Annotated in this window: 20 protein-coding genes; 9 read left to right on the top strand and 11 right to left on the bottom strand. The window is 53.9% G+C overall.

The features are described 5' to 3' along the window. Positions 1–43: 43 nt before the first annotated feature. From MKY96_RS06910 to MKY96_RS06890, 5 genes are all read right to left on the bottom strand, one after another. A complete protein-coding gene (locus MKY96_RS06910) occupies positions 44–730 on the bottom strand; it encodes a YitT family protein (RefSeq protein WP_340939405.1) in 687 nt (228 codons plus the stop codon). A gap of 321 nt (positions 731–1,051) precedes the next feature. Further along, on the bottom strand, positions 1,052–1,552 hold the full coding sequence (locus MKY96_RS06905; RefSeq protein ID WP_036731809.1) for a Crp/Fnr family transcriptional regulator: 501 nt from the start codon (positions 1,550–1,552) through the stop codon (positions 1,052–1,054). A 174-nt stretch (positions 1,553–1,726) separates the two neighbouring features. Beyond that, on the bottom strand, positions 1,727–3,676 hold the full coding sequence (locus tag MKY96_RS06900; protein ID WP_340939404.1) for a PTS fructose transporter subunit IIABC: 1,950 nt from the start codon (positions 3,674–3,676) through the stop codon (positions 1,727–1,729). A 47-nt stretch (positions 3,677–3,723) separates the two neighbouring features. After that, positions 3,724–4,635 (bottom strand): 1-phosphofructokinase, encoded by a 912-nt coding sequence (gene pfkB, locus MKY96_RS06895; RefSeq protein WP_340939403.1) that lies wholly within the window; start codon positions 4,633–4,635, stop codon positions 3,724–3,726. Positions 4,636–4,674: 39 nt separating this feature from the next. Next, complete coding sequence (locus tag MKY96_RS06890; protein WP_340939402.1) at positions 4,675–5,436, bottom strand: DeoR/GlpR family DNA-binding transcription regulator; 762 nt, start codon at positions 5,434–5,436, stop codon at positions 4,675–4,677. Positions 5,437–5,783: 347 nt separating this feature from the next. Here MKY96_RS06890 and MKY96_RS06885 point away from each other — a divergent pair, with 347 nt between their 5' ends. Further along, a complete protein-coding gene (locus tag MKY96_RS06885; RefSeq protein WP_340939401.1) occupies positions 5,784–6,101 on the top strand; it encodes a hypothetical protein in 318 nt (105 codons plus the stop codon). 26 nt (positions 6,102–6,127) lie between these two features. Here the strand turns inward: MKY96_RS06885 and MKY96_RS06880 are convergent, their stop codons facing one another. Continuing rightward, positions 6,128–6,595: a hypothetical protein gene (locus MKY96_RS06880; protein WP_340939400.1), complete on the bottom strand. Its 468-nt coding sequence runs from the start codon at positions 6,593–6,595 to the stop codon at positions 6,128–6,130. A 184-nt stretch (positions 6,596–6,779) separates the two neighbouring features. Between MKY96_RS06880 and MKY96_RS06875 the strand changes: the two genes are divergently transcribed. Then, complete coding sequence (locus tag MKY96_RS06875; protein ID WP_340939399.1) at positions 6,780–7,916, top strand: AI-2E family transporter; 1,137 nt, start codon at positions 6,780–6,782, stop codon at positions 7,914–7,916. A 262-nt stretch (positions 7,917–8,178) separates the two neighbouring features. Here MKY96_RS06875 and MKY96_RS06870 read toward each other — a convergent pair whose 3' ends face one another. The 4 genes from MKY96_RS06870 to MKY96_RS06855 all read right to left on the bottom strand — a co-directional run bounded on the left by MKY96_RS06870 (position 8,179) and on the right by MKY96_RS06855 (position 10,753). Further along, entirely contained in the window at positions 8,179–8,583 is a 405-nt protein-coding gene (locus MKY96_RS06870) for a hypothetical protein (protein WP_076079955.1), read from the bottom strand. Between the two features lie 31 nt (positions 8,584–8,614). Further along, positions 8,615–9,283, bottom strand: a complete 669-nt coding sequence (ung, locus tag MKY96_RS06865; RefSeq protein WP_076079956.1) for a uracil-DNA glycosylase — start codon at positions 9,281–9,283, stop codon at positions 8,615–8,617. Between the two features lie 71 nt (positions 9,284–9,354). Further along, a complete protein-coding gene (rnhA, locus tag MKY96_RS06860) occupies positions 9,355–10,020 on the bottom strand; it encodes a ribonuclease H (RefSeq protein ID WP_076079957.1) in 666 nt (221 codons plus the stop codon). Between the two features lie 157 nt (positions 10,021–10,177). Beyond that, the gene (locus MKY96_RS06855; RefSeq protein ID WP_340939398.1) at positions 10,178–10,753 is read right to left on the bottom strand and encodes a TetR/AcrR family transcriptional regulator; all 576 of its coding nucleotides are present in this window, start codon (positions 10,751–10,753) and stop codon (positions 10,178–10,180) included. A gap of 158 nt (positions 10,754–10,911) precedes the next feature. On the opposite strand from MKY96_RS06855, the gene MKY96_RS06850 reads away from it, so the two are divergent. From MKY96_RS06850 to MKY96_RS06840, 3 genes are all read left to right on the top strand, one after another. Then, the gene (locus tag MKY96_RS06850; protein WP_076079959.1) at positions 10,912–11,463 is read left to right on the top strand and encodes a hypothetical protein; all 552 of its coding nucleotides are present in this window, start codon (positions 10,912–10,914) and stop codon (positions 11,461–11,463) included. 93 nt (positions 11,464–11,556) lie between these two features. Then, on the top strand, positions 11,557–12,918 hold the full coding sequence (locus tag MKY96_RS06845) for a metallophosphoesterase (RefSeq protein ID WP_340939397.1): 1,362 nt from the start codon (positions 11,557–11,559) through the stop codon (positions 12,916–12,918). A 74-nt stretch (positions 12,919–12,992) separates the two neighbouring features. Next, the gene (locus MKY96_RS06840) at positions 12,993–13,895 is read left to right on the top strand and encodes a manganese catalase family protein (RefSeq protein WP_340944480.1); all 903 of its coding nucleotides are present in this window, start codon (positions 12,993–12,995) and stop codon (positions 13,893–13,895) included. A gap of 120 nt (positions 13,896–14,015) precedes the next feature. Here MKY96_RS06840 and MKY96_RS06835 read toward each other — a convergent pair whose 3' ends face one another. Then, complete coding sequence (locus tag MKY96_RS06835) at positions 14,016–15,134, bottom strand: DNA alkylation repair protein (RefSeq protein ID WP_340939396.1); 1,119 nt, start codon at positions 15,132–15,134, stop codon at positions 14,016–14,018. A gap of 173 nt (positions 15,135–15,307) precedes the next feature. Between MKY96_RS06835 and MKY96_RS06830 the strand changes: the two genes are divergently transcribed. The 4 genes from MKY96_RS06830 to MKY96_RS06815 all read left to right on the top strand — a co-directional run bounded on the left by MKY96_RS06830 (position 15,308) and on the right by MKY96_RS06815 (position 19,878). Continuing rightward, on the top strand, positions 15,308–15,556 hold the full coding sequence (locus MKY96_RS06830; protein ID WP_340939395.1) for a hypothetical protein: 249 nt from the start codon (positions 15,308–15,310) through the stop codon (positions 15,554–15,556). Positions 15,557–15,771: 215 nt separating this feature from the next. Continuing rightward, positions 15,772–16,767 (top strand): LacI family DNA-binding transcriptional regulator, encoded by a 996-nt coding sequence (locus MKY96_RS06825; protein WP_340939394.1) that lies wholly within the window; start codon positions 15,772–15,774, stop codon positions 16,765–16,767. Between the two features lie 137 nt (positions 16,768–16,904). Further along, the gene (locus tag MKY96_RS06820; protein WP_340939392.1) at positions 16,905–18,326 is read left to right on the top strand and encodes a tagaturonate reductase; all 1,422 of its coding nucleotides are present in this window, start codon (positions 16,905–16,907) and stop codon (positions 18,324–18,326) included. 64 nt (positions 18,327–18,390) lie between these two features. Beyond that, entirely contained in the window at positions 18,391–19,878 is a 1,488-nt protein-coding gene (locus tag MKY96_RS06815; protein WP_340939389.1) for a UxaA family hydrolase, read from the top strand. Positions 19,879–19,886: the final 8 nt, after the last annotated feature.

Genomic DNA, 19,886 nt, shown 5'->3' with positions numbered 1-19,886 from the left:
CGGTAGTCCGCTGACCTTTTATCATCCCCGTGGTTCACGGAGTTCACATTGCATTATTCACATTCACTGTACCTTCCTGAGTCTTGGCAAGTGCGGACGGAATCTTAGGTGCCTGAACCAGCTTCCGTCTGCCCAGAGAGGTTGTAAAAGTGATTACATAACCGGCTACAACTACAGCCATCACAGTGTACAGGGTTTCTCTTAACGGCATATAGAAGAGGGAGAAAGCCAGAACGATTACATCCATCAGGATAAATACGGTTCCTACCTTAATACCTTTCCATTCACTGATCAGCACGGACAAAATATCGTCCCCGCCGCTCGCCCCGCCGCCCAGCAGGACCATTCCTGCGCCCAGACCTGTCAATACCCCGGACAACAGCGCCGCAACCGGCAAGTTATCCTGCAGGTCAATAACCCAGCCGGAATAGCGTTCCATCATCCCGTAGAATACCGTGAAGGCCACTACGGAGATGAAGGTGTTCACTACGAATGATTTTCCTTTGAAAATGATTGCGATGATGAGTACCGGAATGTCCAAAATCAGGATGCTAAGTGATGGTGAAATCCCCAGTACATACTTGCCGAGCAGCGACAATCCTACGAATCCGCCTTCGGTCAAGTGGTTCTGATAATTAATGTGATAATACGTAAATGCAAGCAATAGTGTTCCGGTCAAAATAATAGCTAACCGGAGCGGCAAACTCATGCCACTGTCTTGTTTCCTCATTACTCGGTCTCCCCTTATCGTATATGGCGGCTAGACGTTCGTGCCAGCCTCTACGAAGGGTTATACCGGAGGAGATGTTGCTCCTTCGCATACAATACTTCCTTCCCTTCGCAGAAGCGGCTTCGTCAATGAACAACGGTTCGCGCACATGCTACAGGGAAGCTAAGTATAAGACAGATCATAACGTTTCCAAATCGTCCTTTGGGGAATCGTCCTTCGGGGACACATGGTATCCTGATCCTTTCTTTAGTTTGATATGTTCTGAATAGATTATACCACGCGGAGGGGCCACTCTAAACAGTTTCCACTGAAAATAAGCAATCAGCCCGGATTCCGCAGCAGACGGTTGACGGTCTCGCGGCGGACGCCGATCAATTGTCCGATCTCTTCCTGTGTCAGCAGATCTGTGAGCTGTGCGCCATGAGAATATTCGGTCAGCCAGCGGGTCAGCAGGGCCATCCGCTCCCCCGGCGTTCCAACCGTGAGATGATCGAGCCTCGTCTGCATGAACCGCACCTTCTCCTGAAGCAAAAGGGCGATCTCCATCACCTTCTCAGGCTTCTCCCTCAGCTCCCGGTACCATTCTGCAGCCGGAATCAGCTCGACCTCACTTTTCATCATTGCAACTGCGGTTCCATGCGCCTCCTTCGGCGAAATGAGGGAATGATGCGGAACGGTCTCACCCGGATATAGCAGGTTGAACAATACCATGTTCCCGTTCTCATGCAGTCTCGTGACCTTGAACAGTCCGCTCTTCACCTTGAACAGGTTCTGGCCGCCGTCACCCTGGCGGAATAAGACCTCACCTCTGTGCAGAATCATTTCGCATTCTCCTTTGCCTTCTCTGTATATATATTTTTAATTATACCGAAATAAGACACCAAATTGGAGGGGCAAGCGTAAAACAGTCCTGTTACAGGGTCTAAATGGCAAAAACCGCCTGGGAGCAGAGGTCTGTCTCTGCTCCCAGGCGGTTCCAGGGAAAGGCAAGATACGTTATTTTGCTGTGATCGGCTTCTTCCAGAGCCCCAGGATCAGACCGGAAATCACGGAACCGATCAGCACAGATAACAGGAACAGCGCGGCATTGCTGGACAGGAAGGCTACGAACACACCGCCATGCGGTGCGGGAACGTTGAGGTTCCACAGCTGGGTAAGTCCGCCGGCTACGGCAGAGCCCAGAATACAGGAGGTGAGCACCCGCAGCGGATCAGCCGCAGCGAACGGAATAGCCCCTTCGGTGATGAACGACAAGCCCAGCACATAGTTGGTTACACCGGATTTGCGTTCGGTCTCCGTGAATTTATTCTTGAAGAACGAGGTCGCCAGGGCAATCGCCAGCGGAGGCACCATCCCTCCGGCCATCACTGCGGCCATCATCATTCCGTTTGTATTGCCGCTGGATGTAAACACGCCGATAGCGAAGGTGTAGGCTGCTTTGTTGAACGGACCGCCCATATCAATGGCCATCATCCCGCCAAGCACCAAGCCCAGCAGAATCTTGTTGCCGGTACCGAGATTGTTAAGCGCATCGGTCAATCCTCCGTTAATCCAGCTAAATAACGGATCGAACAGGAAGAACATAACTGCGCCAGTAATTAGCAAACTGAATACGGGATAGAGCAGAATCGGCTTCAGACCGTCCAGTGTGCGCGGCAGGCCCGAGAAGGCTCTGCGGAGCATAATCACAACGTAGCCGGCCAGGAACCCGGCAGCCAGACCGCCGAGGAAGCCCGAATTGGAGTTAAGGGCCATCAGACCGCCGACCATACCCGGCATCAGCGCAGGCCGGTCACCGATGCTCATCGCGATAAATCCGGCAAGGATCGGAATCAGGAAGTGGAAGGCTCCGTCTCCGCCGCCAATGCTCTGCAGCAGCTTGACCAGCGGATTGTCGGGACTGGCCACCTGTTCAATCAGGAAGGAGATCGCCAGCAGAATGCCTCCGCCGACTACGAACGGCAGCATATGCGAGATGCCGTTCATCAGGTCTTTGTAGATTTTGCTTCCAATAGAACCGGACTTCACAGGCGCTGAGCCTTCTTCATTGCGACCAGAGCCGCGGTAGATAGGCGCATCTCCTGCAACTGCAATCCGGATTAGCTCCTCTGACTTGCGGATACCGTCGCTAACCGGACGCTGGAGCACAGGCTTGCCGCTGAAGCGCTCCATCTCCACGTTCTTGTCGGCGGCAACAATGACCCCGCTGGCCCGGGCGATCTCATCTGGGGTCAGCACATTCTGCGCACCCTCCGAGCCGTTCGTTTCGACACGGATATTGACACCCATCTCCTTGGCCTTCTTCTTGAGGGCATCCTCTGCCATGTAGGTATGGGCAATACCCGTAGGACACGCTGTTACAGCAACAACGAAGCTCTGTGAATCCGGGTTCCCGGTAATGATTCGTGCCGGTTCAGCTTGCGGTGCGGCTGCCTTAGGAGCAGCTTTCACTGCCGCTGCCTTGGCTTCCGCTTCCGCCTGGGCTTCAGCCTCCGCTTGCTTGGCATCGAATAAGGCGGACACCTCGGCAGGATTCTTGGCCCTCATGATTTGTTCGATGAATTCGCTTTCAATGAGCAACCTGGACAGTGCAGCGAGTGTCCGCAGGTGCATATTTCCAGCTCCGTCCGGCGCGGCGATCATGAAGAAGATGTGGGCCGGCGCTTCATCCAGGGAGGCAAAATCAATTCCGGCGCTGCTCTTCGCAAAGACTACTGTTGCTTCGCTAACGGCCTTGGTCTTGGCATGAGGCATAGCAATGCCTCCGCCGATGCCTGTGCTGGACTGGGCTTCACGCTCCAGAATCTTCTCCTTGAACAGCTTCGCATCCGTGATGCGGCCGCTGGCCGCGAGGCTGGCAATCAGCTCGTCAATGACCCCTTCCTTCGTTGTCGCCTGCAGCTCCATAATCATCGTTTCCTGTATCATCAAATCTGTAATTTTCATCAATTCTCAACTCCCCGAATGTACTTGAACCTGTTAACCTCTGTTATTCATAGCTGAGAAATGGCAATAAGCGGACGAAGCTCTTCAATCAATGCCCGGTCTGCCAGATCATCGGAGAACGCTGTGGCACTTCCTGATGCCACACCGACACGGAATGCCTCCAGCACATTCCCTGTCAGCGACAAGGTGCCCACGAATCCGGCAATCATCGAATCTCCCGCACCTACTGAATTCCTCACCTGGCCCTTAGGAGCGCTGGCATGGTATACTTCTTGCCCGGTAAGGAACAATGCGCCTTCGCCAGCCATCGAGACCAGCACGTGCTTGGCACCACCCGTAAGAAGCTTGCGTCCGTAAGTGATAATCTCTTCTCTGGTACTGATCTGAACACCGAACAGCTCTGCCAGCTCATGGTGATTCGGCTTGACCAGCAATGGCCCCCGGGATAAGGCGTCCTGCAAGGCCTGCCCGGTCGTATCAATAACGAACTCCGCGCCCTTCTGCCTGCATACTGCAATCAGTCTGCTGTAGAAATCTCCACCCAGCGAAGGTGGCGTGCTGCCTGACAGGATCACAATGTCACCCGGCTTCAGGGCTTCCAGCTTAAGCAGCAGCGAAGACATCTCGGTCTCCGTAATGACAGGCCCGGCCCCGTTAATCTCTGTCTCCTGCCCGGCCTTAAGCTTGATATTGATCCGGGTATCGTCCGCAATATGAACGAAGTCGCCGGTGATCCCCTCCTGGCCCAGCCAGGTATCAATGTAGCCGCCGGTGAAGCCGCCCAGAAATCCGGTTGCCGTATTCTCAACGCCCAGCTGCTTCAGAACGCGGGATACGTTGATTCCCTTCCCGCCGGGCAGCTTCATATCACGCTTCATCCGGTTGAGTCCGCCTAGTGTTAATTCTTCTACCTCCACGATATAATCGACGGAAGGATTGAGTGTCACAGTATAGATCATCATTCATCCCTCATTTATAATGTTTGTCTTCCCATCCCGTCACACCAGTGTATAATCCACATCCAGCTTCTCAAGCTGCCTCCTGAAGCTATCCGGTGTGCCCGTATCCAGAATGCAGTGATCCATCTCCTGCAGATCTGCAACCTTGCAAAAGGAGATCTGCCCGATCTTGCTATGGTCGGCCAGCAGGATCGTCTGCTTCGCTACAGCGATCATTTTGCGCTTGGTGGCCGCTTCCAGCATATTCGGCGTCGTAATCCCTTCACGGATATCCAGCCCGTTGGTGCCAAGGAAAGCCTTATCCACCCGAACCATATCCAGCGAGCGTTCGGTCATTGGTCCGACAAAAGCCATGGTGTCCGGCCTTAGCATCCCGCCTGTAATAGACACCTCGATATGGCGGCAGTCCTTCAGCTCGTTCAGCGCCATGATTGAGTTGGTAATGACCTTGAGATTGCGGAACGATTTCAGCGCCCGGGCAATCTGCAGGGTAGTGGTACCTCCGTCAAGGAGAATGGCATCACCATCCTCAATCATCTCCACAGCCTTCCCGGCAATCCGCAGCTTCTCTTCCAGGAACCGGTCTTCCTTGTCCGTAACCGCCGCTTCAAAGTTCACACTCTGCAGGGATACCGCCCCGCCATGCGTACGCTTCAGCAGCCGCGCTTCCTCCAGCTCCTTAAGGTCCCGGCGGATGGTCGATTCCGAGACGGACAGCTCCTGGCCCAGCTCCTGAACCGAGGCTCTTGTGTGCTTCTCGACAAACAGCAGAATCATCCGTTTGCGTTCTTCTTCAAACATGCAGCTCACTCCTTAGGATGTGCAGCTACCCGCTGCTGGATTCCTATATATACACTAACTACCTGAATTGAAAGATAAGATGACTGGATTCAAATCACTTGTGACTGATGTTGATCATTTGTGCTCATTTATGATTGTAACAGCGTTTTCATGAACTGTAAAGAGGCTACTATTCCAGCCGGATACACTACTGCTGTAAGTATTCGCGTATGCTCTGCTCATTTATGCTCATTTCAGCCTTGTAACTATATCATCCGGTGCGGCAAATTACCTCCCGATTGCCCATTTCACAATGGCAGCGGGCGACATATTTATATTACATATGGGGAAAAGCGGGTGAACAGGAGATGGCCTATTACAATAACAACGGATATGGCAGCGCGGGCGGTAACGGCGGTAATGGCAGCAATGGCGGCATTAACGGCCAAGGAGGGAGCGGCAGTGACGGCCCAGTAGAAACCGAGGAGCTCAGTGCAGAGGATTATGCGATTATCGCTGCCGGCTTTGGCGTACTCGGGGAACTGTTTGCTTTTTTCTCTCTGGTAAAAGCCAAGCAGGTGACCAAGGAAACCGGCGGACAGGTAGGTGCCGGCATCGACCCCGTGCTGTTCGTACAGAACCGCAAAAAAAAAGCAGCCAGACGAAAGTCCCGCCGGCTGCGTTGATCCCTTATATTTTCCGAATCCATCGCTTAATTCAAAGGTATGACATCATGCTTCGCAAATATGGTCTGCACTCTCTCCCGCAGCTCCTCTTCAGGCAGAAGGACAATGACAATAATATGCTCCAGGTCAGCATGCTTCGCATACGCCTCCGCGTCATCTTGCGGAATCCCCATTCCGATCAGGCTGACCGCAAGGCCGTCTGTCTCCAGATCCGCCCCCGCGAGCTTGCGGGCTGCCGGACCTGCTGCGACCGCAGAATCAGCGACCATATCCAGGCCTACCCCAAGCCCGCGGGCTGTACCGTACAAGCCATTATTCCCCTGCCCCGTCTCCACTTCTCCAATCGCGGCATCCTTGCTGATGATCTCCAGCGTGTTCTTCTGCTTCGTGACAGCTGAGATATGCTTCGCCTTGATCCCACTCTTCTTCAATTCTTCGATCGCCAGCACCGCATCACTCCGGTGTCCAAAAATCCCCAATACCAATGTTGGCATGCGGCATCCCTCCTATTACTGCTACTGCAATATTTCCACTCTGCTACTGCGATATTACCACTCCGCCTGTGGCTTGAATCCCGCATGTGGCGGCGGCTCCCGGTCAGGCCTGAATCAATCTCTTCTAATTGGGTTATAAAGATACGTATACATAAACATAACTTAAGAGATAGGGGGGGCTGCTGTGCTTCAAAGCAAGTATTTTCGGACCTGCCTGGCCATTATCGCCTTTTTGACGATTCTGTACCTGGGCTCGAAGGTCATTTTTCTGTTCACACCGCTGGTATCTATCATTCAACTGCTGCTCGTACCCATGATGCTGTCGGGCTTTATGTATTATCTTCTGCGGCCGATTGTCAACTATCTGGGGACCAAAAATGTTAACCGCGGGCTGTCCGTCCTGCTGATTTATCTTGTGTTCGCCGGACTGTTCGTCTTATTCTGGGTGCTGGTCTGGCCTACACTGCGCGAGCAAATCCAGAATTTCATCGACAATACGCCATATCTGGTCGAGGGTATACAAAACCAGTTCAACAAACTGCAGAACGACCCGTCACTCTCCCGCTTCTTCAAGGGTGACACGGATGTGACCACACGCCTGACGGAGTATTTGAACAGTGCCATTAACTGGGTGACCAATTCGATGTCCAACCTGATCACAGTGATCTCCAGTATTGTCGTGGTTATCGCTACCCTGCCGATCATTCTCTATTACATGCTGAAGGACGGGCACAAGCTGTCCCCGATTCTTCAGGGCCTGATTCCGAAGAAATACCGCAAGGAAGGCCAGGAGATGTTCAAGGATATCGACTCTGCACTCAGCGGCTTCATCGTTACACGTGTCCTGCTTAATGTGGTGCTGGGCATCTTGCTATACATCGGATTTTTGCTGATCGGCCTGCCTTATTCTCTGCTGCTCGCCGTGATCTCCATCCCGCTGAATTTCATTCCCTATGTGGGCTCGCTGCTGGCGGCGGTTCCCGTTGTTATCGTGGGGTTCATCGAATCGCCTTCACTCGCGATCTGGTCAGCCGTCGTCATTCTGATCGCGCAGCAGATTCAGGATAACGTGCTGTCACCGGTCATCTATGGCAAGTCGCTGGATGTTCACCCGCTCACAACAGTGCTGCTTGTACTCGTGGGGGGCGACTTCTATGGACTGATCGGCGTCCTCATTGCGCTTCCGGTCTATATGATTATCAAAATCATCTTCCTGCGCATTTACGAGATCATTGTCGCCGAACGGGTGGATCAACCCGTACCCGAGCCAGGTGCTCCGCCGGGGATTGAGATTGAGATCGTCAAGGACGATAAGGTATAGCAAGTGGAAACGGCTTTGCCGTCCTTTTAAAGGACGGTACCGTTTCAGCGAGAAATAGAAGGATAAGTTATCGTGTGCAACATATAAATTCTATATTTTAAAACAACCCCACAAAGTGGGGCTTTAGCGCAGGTGATAACTCAAGTACTTTGCGGGGGCCCCAAAACATATAAATTCTTATCTTTTAATAAAAAGCCCTCCGGCGCTGATGATCTCCGCGCCGGAGGGCTTTTCAATGTACACGCTTGAATGTATCTGGACTTCATCCCCGCAGCGAGCGGACCACGAAAGTGTGGTTGCCCTTAGGCAGGTTCTGCCCGTCACGCAGCGTCACGGAGCCTTTGGTATGTGCGATGATCGTCGCATTGAATGCAACCAGCTGGTCCCCTTTCCAGACAGTAACCGCTGATTTGAAATAGACGGCATTATCAAACTGCAGACGTTCTCTCATAATATATCCGACCGAATGGAGAACCGGGGGCAAAGCCCTCTCTTTGGGAGCCAGAGCCTTGATGTACACAATATCGCGGAAAGGGACGGCAATCTCCTGATGCCCGATGACGGCTACCGAAGCTGCAAGATCCCATCTGCGCAGAACGCCTTTCATAATCGTATATGGCTGCTCGCCGCAGTACATAATGACCGGTCTGCCAACCCAATGCTTCATGGCTCCACGCCCTTCCCTGTGCCTGAACTACTTATACCTTCGGTATGGACCAGTCTATGCCCTTAAGCCCATGCTGCTCCAGATACTGGTTGGCCTGAGAGAACGGGCGGCTGCCGAGAAATCCGCGGTGTGCTGAGAACGGGCTCGGGTGCGGGGACTGGATCACCTTGTGTCTGCTGCGGTCAACTACCGCGCCCTTAAGCTGGGCATGGCTGCCCCAAAGGATGAAAACCATCGGTTCCGTCCGCTCGTTCAGCTTCTCCATAATGGCATCCGTGAAGGTCTCCCAGCCCAGCCCCTTATGCGAATTCGGCTGGCCCTCGCGTACTGTCAGTACGGCATTGAGCATCAGCACACCCTCTTCCGCCCAGTGCAGCAGCGATCCGTGGCCCGGCACCTCCAACCCGAGATCACTGTGCAGCTCAGCGTAGATATTGCGCAGAGACGGCGGAATCCTTACACCCGGCTCTACCGAGAAGCTAAGACCATGGGCCTGTCCTGCGCCGTGATAAGGGTCCTGTCCCAGAATGACTACCCGGGTCTTACTGTAAGGCGTCAGCTTCAGCGCCGAGAACAGCTTGTCCTTCGGGGGATAGACTGTATACTGCTTGTACTCGCGTGCCAGGGCATAGCGCAATTCCTCAAAGTAAGGCTTCTGCGTCTCTTCCTGCAGCACTTCATCCCAATCGTTGCCAAACATTCGGTTCTCCTCCCAATTACCCTGCTATTAGTATTGTTTCATTATCTGTTATTAACCAGAATAACAGGAACTTATTTGCGGCCATAGTCCGCCTTGATCTCGCCCCATGACTTCGTCTGCCATTTCAGCACCTTGTTGTCATAAGTATGGCTGCGCAGCCAGCTCTCCGCCCGGTCAATCAGCTGCCAGATCTCCTCTGTAGAGGCATCCCGGGGCAAGGTCGTGGCCACCTTTTTCTGCTTGACCCATTTCATTGCATTGACAGAATCACTATAGACCGTCTTGCTGCTGCCTTCCTGCTTAAGATGAGCCAGCGCATGCACAATCGCCAGGAATTCTCCGAGGTTATTGGTGCCTTTACGGATCGGACCGCAGGAGAAAATCACATCCCCGGTCTGGGTATCTACGCCTTTGTATTCGACCGGTCCGGGATTCCCCCGGGTGCCTACATCCACGGAGATGCTGTCATAATCGATCTCCTCAGATGTCTCCACTCCGGCACTCCGGCTCCAGGACTTGCCTGACTTGCTTGTGCCGGAAGTCCCTGAAGCTGCCGCACCCGTTCCCCAGTTGCCCTTCCAGCCTGCCTTGAAGGCTGTCTCAGCCGCCGCCTTGCTCTCATAGGACTTATATTTCGCTCCGGTATAATGATCCGTCTGCGCCTGACATTCCGCCCATGTATTGTAGACTCCGGGCTGCTTGCCTTCCCAGACAACGTAGTATTTCTGCTTAGCCATTCCTATTGCTCCCTCCTGCCGGTGTAACCTTATCCAGAATAATATTGTACTGCATACTGCGTTCATATTGAAGTCTGAATACACCCGCACGCCTGCTGCCCGCCCGAATATCTGTTTGGATAATTACCGGCAGGCGCGTTCATACTAATACGGCAGCTCAGTCCAGCACAGCCAGCGTAGTATCAATAATGGTCTGGAGCTTGCCTTCATCCCTCGTTGCCTTGACCATAACCCGCAGTCCAACCAGGGCATTGTGCAGATAAGCAGCAAGCGCCGGAGCCGCATGCCGGGAGGAGAGTTCTCCAGTCTCCTGTCCATGCAGGATCAGCTGTTCCATTAATCTCTCGGTATTCAGAAAAGCTTCATTGGCCCGCTCAGCTGCTTCCGGATCATGAGCCGACAGCTCCACTGCCGTATTCACCAGCATACAGCCCTTCGGCTCCGCTTCACTTCTATAGACTGTGGCTTCGAATAAGAGGCGGATGGCTGCCTTGGCAGAGGTGATGCCTTCGATCCGGCTCTCCAGCCTGGAGCTTTGAATGGAAGCAAAGCGTTCCAGCGCTTTTATATATAAGGTATGCTTGTCTCCAAAGGTGTCATACATGCTTCGCTTGTGAATTCCCATGCCGGCTACAAGATCCTGCATTGACGTCTTCTCATAGCCCTGCTGCCAGAAAATCGTCATTGCCTTGAGCAATACATCATCAATGTCAAACTCTTTGCTTCGCGCCATGATCATGCTCCTTTCGCGGTCTATTTTACCATTTATAGAACGATCGGTAAATATTATTGTAGCAGTGTTAACTAGATCACATCAATTCCGCACCAATCATTCTATATTAATTTTAAGGAAAATACCATCAGCATTACACACCCCAAGGAGGTTATCACATGAGAAAACTCGCAGTAATACTTGCGGCATTCACCCTGACCCTGCTGATCGGATGCGGCAACAATAACAAAAGTACAGAGAACACTAACACCTCAGCGAACACGGGCAATACGGCTACCGCTGCCCCGGATGCGGTCACTTCAGCTTCAGTGGTCGACAACGGCGAAGCCTTCAAGAAGGCGATCAGCAAGGACGGCACCTGGATTGCAGCCACCCTGAAAGACCTGAGCTTCTCCGAGGAGCTTGTGGTGGACGGACAATTCATTAACAAGGAAGAACCTGCCCGCAAAATCGCGCTCTATACCCAGGATGCCGATCACAACATCACGAACTCCTTCAAGCTCACCGCCCCCAAATTGACGATCCGCAGCGAGAATGCCCGGATTCAGGGAGGGACCTTTGTGGGTGATGTCTATGTGGAGGCTGACGGCTTCGCCGTCGTGAATGCCACCATTGAAGGCAATGTCTATTTCTCCGATGCCAAGTACCAGGCTACCTATACAGCAGCTGATCAGGGTAAGGTAACCGGCGTCACCGAAGTGAAAAAATAATGCGGCTGGGTGCGGGGTGTTCCTCTTCGGGCAAGCGGCCGGGGAGGATACCCCTTTTTCTTGTTCCTGCCCGCGAAAAGGGGTGCTGGCCTAATGAAGTTCATCCGTAAATATGCTATTCTTCCTCTTCTGCTCCTGATGCTCTCCTCCTGCGGCGGACAGGATGTAGCGGAGCCGGAGCCGCAATACCGGATTCAGTCCGGCCATGATCTGAGTATTCTGACAACGAGCGACACCCATTATTTAGCGCAGGAGCTAAGAGATCTCGGACCTGCCTTCCAGCAGTTTCTGGCTGCCGGAGACGGAAAGCAGCTCGGCTACAGCAAGGAGATGATGGAGGCGCTGGGCTATGATATCGGAATCCGCAAGCCGGATGTAATGATTATCAGCGGGGATCTCAGCAACAACGGGGAAGAAGCCAGCCATAAGGAGCTGGCCGGACATCTGAAGCGCATTGAGCAAGATACCGGAACCCGGATCTATGTGATCCCGGGCAATCATGATATCCGGAATCCCTGGGCCCGGAGCTTCCGCGATAAGCGCCAATATGCCGCAGATTCCGTGAGCGTCAAGGCATTCCGCCAAATCTACGGCAGCTTCGGTTATGATGAGGCCCTGCTGAGAGACGAGGATTCGCTCAGTTACCTGGCCGCCCCGTCGGAGGATCTGTGGCTGCTCATGCTTGATACTGCACAGTATAAGGACAATAAAGCACTGGGACATCCCCAGCTGGAGGGACGGGTCAGCGGCCGGACCCTGGAATGGATCGCCGCCTGCGGCGCGAAGGCCGCGGCCGCAGGCGCGCAGCTCGTGACGGTCATGCATCACAGCCTGCTGAATCACAGTGAATTCATTCAGGAGGGCTTCACTGTAGAGGATCATGCCAAGGTTACAGATGCCTTGATGCAGAGCGGTGTGCGGACGGTTCTCAGCGGGCATATACACATTCAGGACATCAGTGAATATAGTCATGACGGGGAACATATCTATGACATCGCCAGCAGCGCTTTATCTGTTTTTCCCCATCAATATGGACTCTTAACCTATTCCTCCGCCCGTCAGACTCTGGATTACAGCACGGCAAGATTAGGGATGGAGCAATGGGCAGCAGCCACCGGCAATACCGATCCGAATCTGCTGGGCTTCAGGGCCTACAGTGAAGCCAGCTTCCGCAAGCGGTCTGCCACCCGGAGCTATTCCCGTCTGGCTGAAGACCCCGCTTATGCCAGCTATACGGAGGCTGAGCTGAAGCAAATGGCTGACGTTGTCGGAAGGCTGAACGAGAATTACTTCGCAGGCTCTGCCAGTACAGGCAATGCCGCCGTGACCGCCACAGCAGGCTACCGGCTTTGGCAGGACGCCCCGGCAAGCGGAACGAGAAGCTATGTTCTGGAGATGGCCTCGCAGCAGCCGAAGAACAATCATGAACTGCATGTCCAGCTTCCTCAGCGGTGATGTTTGAAAAACTGGAAACAGGTGTAAAATAGACAAGTATGCTTACACCTACTGCTGAGGAGATGATGATCACCATGTTCACACGTATGGATGAGATAATGATTGAAATCCCGGACGTCGAGAAACCAGATCCTAATGCTGCAGCAGCCGTTCAAGAGCTGCTCGGAGGCAAATTCGGTGAAATGTCAACACTCAATAACTACTTGTACCAGTCCTTCAACTTCCGCTCCAAGGACAAGCTGAAGCCCTTCTACGACCTGGTAATGAGCATTACCGCCGAGGAGCTGGGCCACGTTGAGCTGGTCTCCCACGCCGTGAACAAATGTCTAAGAGGTTCCACGGCTTATAAGAAACCGGATTCCACGCCGCTTGCGGATGTCAAAGACGCACGGCTGTCTTATCATTTCCTGGCAGGCGCGCAGGGGGCCATGCCGTTCGATTCGATGGGCAATCCATGGACCGGAGCCAATGTGTTCAACAGCGGCAACCTCGTGGAAGATCTCCTGCATAACTTCTTCCTGGAGTGCGGGGCCAGAACCCATAAAATGAAGGTCTACGAAATGACCGACCACCCTGCAGCCCGGGCGGTAGTCGGCTTCCTGCTTGTCCGTGGAGGTGTTCACGTGGTCGCTTACGCCAAGGCGCTGGAGATTGCCACAGGCGTCAATGTTACCAAGCTGGTGCCTATTCCTTCCTTGGACAACAAAGCATTCAATGAAGCCAGAAAGTACGAGGAAAAAGGCGTTCATACGAAGCTGTATACCTGGAGCGATAAGGATTTCAGCTCCATTGACCAGATCTGGAAGGGTACTCACCCCGAGGACGGGCTTCCGCTTGAGGTCATTCAGGGCGTACCGGAAGGCTTCCCTATCCCCGAGGCCCCGGAATTGAAGGAAGAATTCGCACCGGGCATCTCTGCCGAGGAATTCAAGGAGATTGCCAAACGGCTTAAAATGGCCGGGAATATTCATGACTAGCAGCCGGAGCCAAGCATAGCGAATAATATCACCCATAGAGAAGCGGATGTCCCGGAAGCCATGAACTGGCTGCCGGAACATCCGCTTTATTTGGGAATGGATTCTTCTAAGATCTCTGCCTTATAACTCCGGTAACTCCGGCTCAAGCAGTAGTAGGGTATCGGCAACAGCCCGCCCATTCACAAGCAGCACTATGGTATGCTCTCCGGGATAGTGCTTCCGTGTAGTCAGGTTGGCCCAGCGGTGGGTCCGTGTACCGGAGAGTCTGGTGCCGCCGGGCACGGTTTTGTCGGATAACAGAAACAGCTTGCGCGAGGTCTTGCCGCCGGCCTTGACGAAGTTGATCCCGTATTCAATGCGGATGCGTACCGGTCCGCCCTCCCGGATGGTCAGAGCGTATTGCAGCTCACAGTGCTCTCCGATCCGCAGTACAGCCGGGTCTGCCGTGAGGACAGCCGAGCTGACCAGCGGGGTGCCGCTCTCCTCCGGAGCATATCCGAACAGCTCCATGATCTCAGGATCTGCCTTGCGGATCAGTGAGCGGCAGCCATGCCGCACAATCCAGTTCGTGTTCGCGTTACTGCCCAGCCAGCGGCGGGCGGTAGCTATCACGATATCGGGGTGATCCTTCGCGATATCGTTCAGGTTGTTGGCTACACTTTTGCGCACATAGAGTGACGGGTCAGCCTTCAGCTTCTCCAGCAGCGGCAATAGCGGAGACGGATCGCGCTTGAACACCGGCAGTGCCTGGCCCCAGGGCAGGCGGGGACGGCATCCCTCACTGGCGAGCCGCCGCACATGCTCCCCCGGATGCTCCGCCCAGACCAGCATCTGGTCTATCATCGCTTGCGGATCACGCAGCAGGAACGGCCTGACGGCAAATTCCGCCGAGGACCTCTGGGTGAACCGCTCCAGCGCCTCCATCGACAGCTCCCAGTGCTCCCCGCTTCCGCCATACACCTCCACGAAATCCGGGAAGATCAGATACGGGAAGCCGACACAGTCCTTATCTATCGCATACAATATCTTCAGCGCTTCCTCATAGGCCGGGGGCAGGCAGCTGCCCAGTGTCTCTGTAATCCTCCGCATCCGCGCCTTCAGCTCCAACTCCTCCCATGGCTCCTTCATCGCCTCAGCCATGAAGCGGTCTGGCTCGAACGAACCGTAGACGGCTTTAATTTTCATTCCCAGGCTATGCAGGAATTCTTGGTTGTACATTGCTTTCAAGGGTTCGGCCATTCTTGAGTTCCTCCTGCTGTTGTAATTAGATTCTCTTAATAATGAGAGCATACCATACGAACCGGACATCCCTGTGTCAACTTTCAGCTGGATATATATACACCAACTATAGCCTATGTTCAAATCCGGCAGCCTGTCGTACAATAAGGTTTAAGTTTTTTTGCCCGCTGACGATGTACTACCTCATGAAAGGACTGGGACTTTTGCCACAGACACTTGTTAAAAACATTGATTTTTTCGTAGCCGCACTGTCACAGACCTTCGTATCCGCCCTCCAGCTTGACCCTGACGGAATGTACTCCCAGGTAGGCAGCGGAGTCGTTGAGAAATTCTCTGATGAGTATGTCCGGCTGAAAAGATTCGACGGCACCACCTCGCATTACGCCCGCGATATTACGAAATTCCAGCACAACCATGCCTGAGAAGGCTTCGGGGTCTCTTCATCAGAGGAGAAGCAGCGCTCGCCTGTGATCCTTCCTCCCCTCTTCAAACGCAGACCCTGGACCCTGATCCGGGTCTGTTTTTGCGTTGACTTTTCACAAAATATTAACGTGTGCATTCCAATAAACTATTGACTTGACGCTGCTGGAGAACTAAACTGAAATCGTTAACAATTCCATGTACCCGGGGAGAACCTATGATTACCATCAAAGATATTGCCCGTGTTGCCGGTGTGTCCCATACTACCGTATCGAGGGCGCTGAACGGCAACCCGCTGATCAAGAAGGCCACCCGGGATAAGATTGAACGGATCGCCGCCGAAATGAATTATGTGCCGAATTACAGTGCCAAGAGCCTGGTCACCAAGAGATCGTTCATCATCGGCCTGTTCTTCTCCAGTATTGAGCAGGGGACTTCCGCAAGCTTCCTGGTGGATGCCATCAAAGGCATTACGCACAGTCTGGATGAGAACTATAATCTGACGGTAAACGGGATCGACGGTGTGCAGCATTTCAGCAATATTCAACCGCAGCGCTTCGACGGCATTCTGGTCATGAGCCAGAGCGATGAAGACAATGCCTTCATCTATCATGTGAAGAAGACGGGCATTCCGCTAGTGGTGCTGAACCGCCAGCTGGAGGACCCCGGCATCATGAACGTGGTCGCCAATGACCGCGAAGGCGTCAAGGAAGCGATTGATTATGCTGTGCAGCAGGGTCACCGCAAGCTGGCTATTATTGAAGGCAAGCCCGGCTTCAAGTCCTCAAGCGAACGTAAGCAGGGCTTCCTGGACAGTCTGATTGCAGGCCGGCTTGCGCTGAATCCTGATTATTTTGCCCCCGGAGATTACAGCATTGAGAGCGGATATGCGGCGATGAGCAAGCTGCTTAGCCTGGAGGACCGGCCTACGGCGGTGTTCTGCTCCAATGATGATATGGCGATTGGCGCCATGAATGCCTGCTATGCCCACAAGGTGCAGGTGCCGGAGCAGATCTCACTGATCGGCTTCGATGATATGATGTTCGCCCGCTATACGAATCCTGCCCTGACCACGGTCCGCAAGCCGATTGCCGAGATCAGTGAGCTCGGCATTACCATGCTGATCCAGCTGCTTCAGCAGCCGGAGACCCCGCCGCAGCAGCTGTTCGTTAAGACTTCGCTGGTGGTACGGGATACGGTTGCCGGAGTATAACTCTATCAGTACCCCACCCGCTATTTTCTGCAGATACGGAGCCTTCCTGGACAAGAGAAGGAATTCCGGATCTTGCTTAAAATAAAATGTTAACGTGTGCAATTAATCACTGTATTCTAAAGGAGATCATGACCATTATGACAAACCGTTTATCCAGAAGCACTCACCCGGGGCTAACCCTCCATCCGGAACGGATGATTCAGTTCGGCGAAGGCAACTTCATGCGTGCGTTCGTAGACTGGCAGCTGCAGCAAATGAACAATCAGGGTCTGTTCAACGGAAGCGCTGTCCTCATTCAGCCCATTGCTCAGGGACCCGGAGGAGTAGCTGATCTGATGGCCGCTCAAGACAACCTCTACACTGTGCTGCTTAATGGCATCATGGACAACGAGACCGTCAATTCCCGCGAAATTATTAGCTCGGTCAGCCGGGTGATTAACCCATACATGGATTATGAAGCTTATCTCGCGCTCGCCGAGAATGATGATCTGGAGTTCATCACCTCCAATACTACCGAAGCCGGCATTGCCTATCTTCCAGGCGACCGCGCAGACGATGCTCCCCCTAAAAGCTTCCCGGGCAAGCTGACCGCCCTGCTCCACCGCCGCTTCGAGCTTGGCAAGAAAGGCTTCGTTATTATTCCTTGCGAGCTGATTGACCGCAACGGCGAGAAATTGCAGGAGATCGTAGAACGTTATGCGGCTGACTGGAATCTTGGCGCAGAATTCCTGCAATGGCTGAAGTCCGAGAATACCTTCTGCTGCAGTCTGGTGGACCGGATTGTTCCTGGTTATCCGCGTGACCAGGCTGCTGCTCTCGAAGCTGAGCTCGGCTATCTCGATAACGTAATGGTGACCGCAGAGCCGTTCCTCTTCTGGGTCATTGAAGGACCGGAGTCTCTGGCAGAGCGCCTGCCGCTGGCTAAGGCCGGACTGAATGTCGTGGTGACACCGGATATGACGCCTTACCGTGAACGCAAGGTTCATCTGCTGAACGGACCGCATACCGCTATGGTCCCTCTGGGCCTGCTTGCCGGTCTTGAGACGGTTGAGGACGTCATGAATGACAGTACCTTCTCCCGCTTCGTGAAGCAATTGATCGAAGAGGAGCTGATCCCTATGCTGGATCTCCCTGCCGATGAGCTACTGTCCTATGCCGGCGCTGTGCAGGAGCGGTTCCGCAATCCGTTCATCCGCCATGAGCTGACCTCAATCTCGCTCAACAGCATTTCCAAATTCAAGGCCCGCCTGCTCCCGGTCTTGCTTCGCTACCAGCAGGAACGCGGCAAGCTTCCGGAGCGGATGACCCTCGCCTTCGCCGCCCTGCTGCTCAGCTACCGGGGCGACCGTATTCCCCGTCAGGACGGCGCAGAGGTACTGGCGGTGTTCGATCAGGCCTGGAGCCAGCCGGCCAGCTTCGTGAACACAATTCTTGCCGACACCAGCCTGTGGGGACAGGATCTGACCCGGCTGCCGGGACTGGCTGATGCGATAGCCGCCCATTTGCAGCAGCTGGAGCTTGAAGATTCCCGCGCAGCATTACAGGAACTCGTCGGCTGAACCGGCGTGTTTGTACGAAGGAGCTCAGGAAAGCGCAGAATCACTAACTTTTAGGAGGGCCAACATGAAGAACTTAATGAAAATGAACCCGAGAGATACGGTAGCTGTAGCCTTACGGCCGATTGCTGCCGGAGAAGAACTGACGATAGACGGACTGACGCTTCAGGCCGCCCAGGAGATTCCGCAGGGTCACAAGATTGCCCTGACCGGTTTCAGCAGCGGAGACATCATTACCAAATACGGTTCCCCGATCGGCCATGCCACGGCTCCGATTGCCGCAGGCGACTGGATTCATACGCATAACATCAAAACCAATCTGTCCGGCGAGGAAGAATACGAGTATGTGCCTGATGTCCATCCGGTGATCTATCCGCGCCGTGATCTGACCTTCCAGGGATACCGTCGGAGTAACGGCAAGGTGGGCATCCGTAATGATCTGTTCATTATTCCGACCGTGGGCTGTGTGAACGGCGTTGCCGAGCAGATGCTGCAGGAGTTCAAGGCCGAGCATCCCGATCTTGGCGGATTCGACAACCTGACCGTGCTGAAGCATCCTTACGGCTGCTCCCAGCTGGGCGATGATCACCGCATGACCCGCAGCATTCTGCTCGATGCCGTCAATCATCCCAATGCAGGCGGTGTACTCGTCTTCGGCCTTGGCTGCGAGAACAATATCGTCTCCGAGTTCCGCAGCATGCTGGGCAATTATGACGAATCCCGGGTTAAATTCCTGGTGGCCCAGGAGGTAGGCAATGAGCTGGAAGCTGGTCTTGTGCTGCTGGAGGAGCTGTATGAAGCCGCTGCGAACGACGTTCGTGAGCCGGTTCCGCTCAGTGAGCTGAACATCGGGCTGAAATGCGGCGGCTCTGACGGGTTCTCCGGCATTACGGCCAACCCGCTGCTGGGCGCATTCTCCGACTTCATTATCTCCCAGGGCGGAACGTCGGTGCTGACGGAGGTGCCGGAAATGTTCGGTGCGGAGAAGGTGCTGATGGCCCGCGCAGAGAGCAAGGAGGTCTATGATGATATCGTCTCGCTGATCAATAACTTCAAGCAGTATTTCCTCTCCTACGGCGAGCCTGTCTATGAGAATCCGTCTCCGGGCAACAAGGCTGGCGGCATCAGCACGCTGGAGGACAAATCACTCGGCTGCACCCAGAAGGCCGGATCGTCGCCGGTGGTGGATGTATTGCAGTATGGCGTGAAGCTGCGCAAAAAAGGGCTGAGCCTCTTACAGGCTCCCGGCAACGATCTGGTTGCTGCGTCTGCGCTTGCCGCTTCCGATTGCCAGCTCGTGCTGTTCACAACTGGCCGCGGCACGCCATTCGGCAGCTTTGTGCCTACAGTCAAGGTGGCGACCAACAACGACCTTTTTGCCAAAAAAGGCCACTGGATGGACTTCAACGCAGGTCCCCTGCTGGAAACGCCGATGGCCGATGTGCTGGAGGAATTCATCACGTATATCATTGATGTCGCCAGCGGCCAAAAAACACGGAACGAGCAGAATGAAGTGCGTGAGCTGGCTATTTTCAAAACAGGCGTTACCTTGTAGAACTTATT

This window comes from Paenibacillus sp. FSL R7-0302 (genome assembly GCF_038006885.1).
Taxonomy (GTDB): domain Bacteria; phylum Bacillota; class Bacilli; order Paenibacillales; family Paenibacillaceae; genus Paenibacillus_AQ.
Note: the sequence above shows the minus strand (reverse complement) of the source record. Positions and strands in the feature narration are given on the sequence as shown.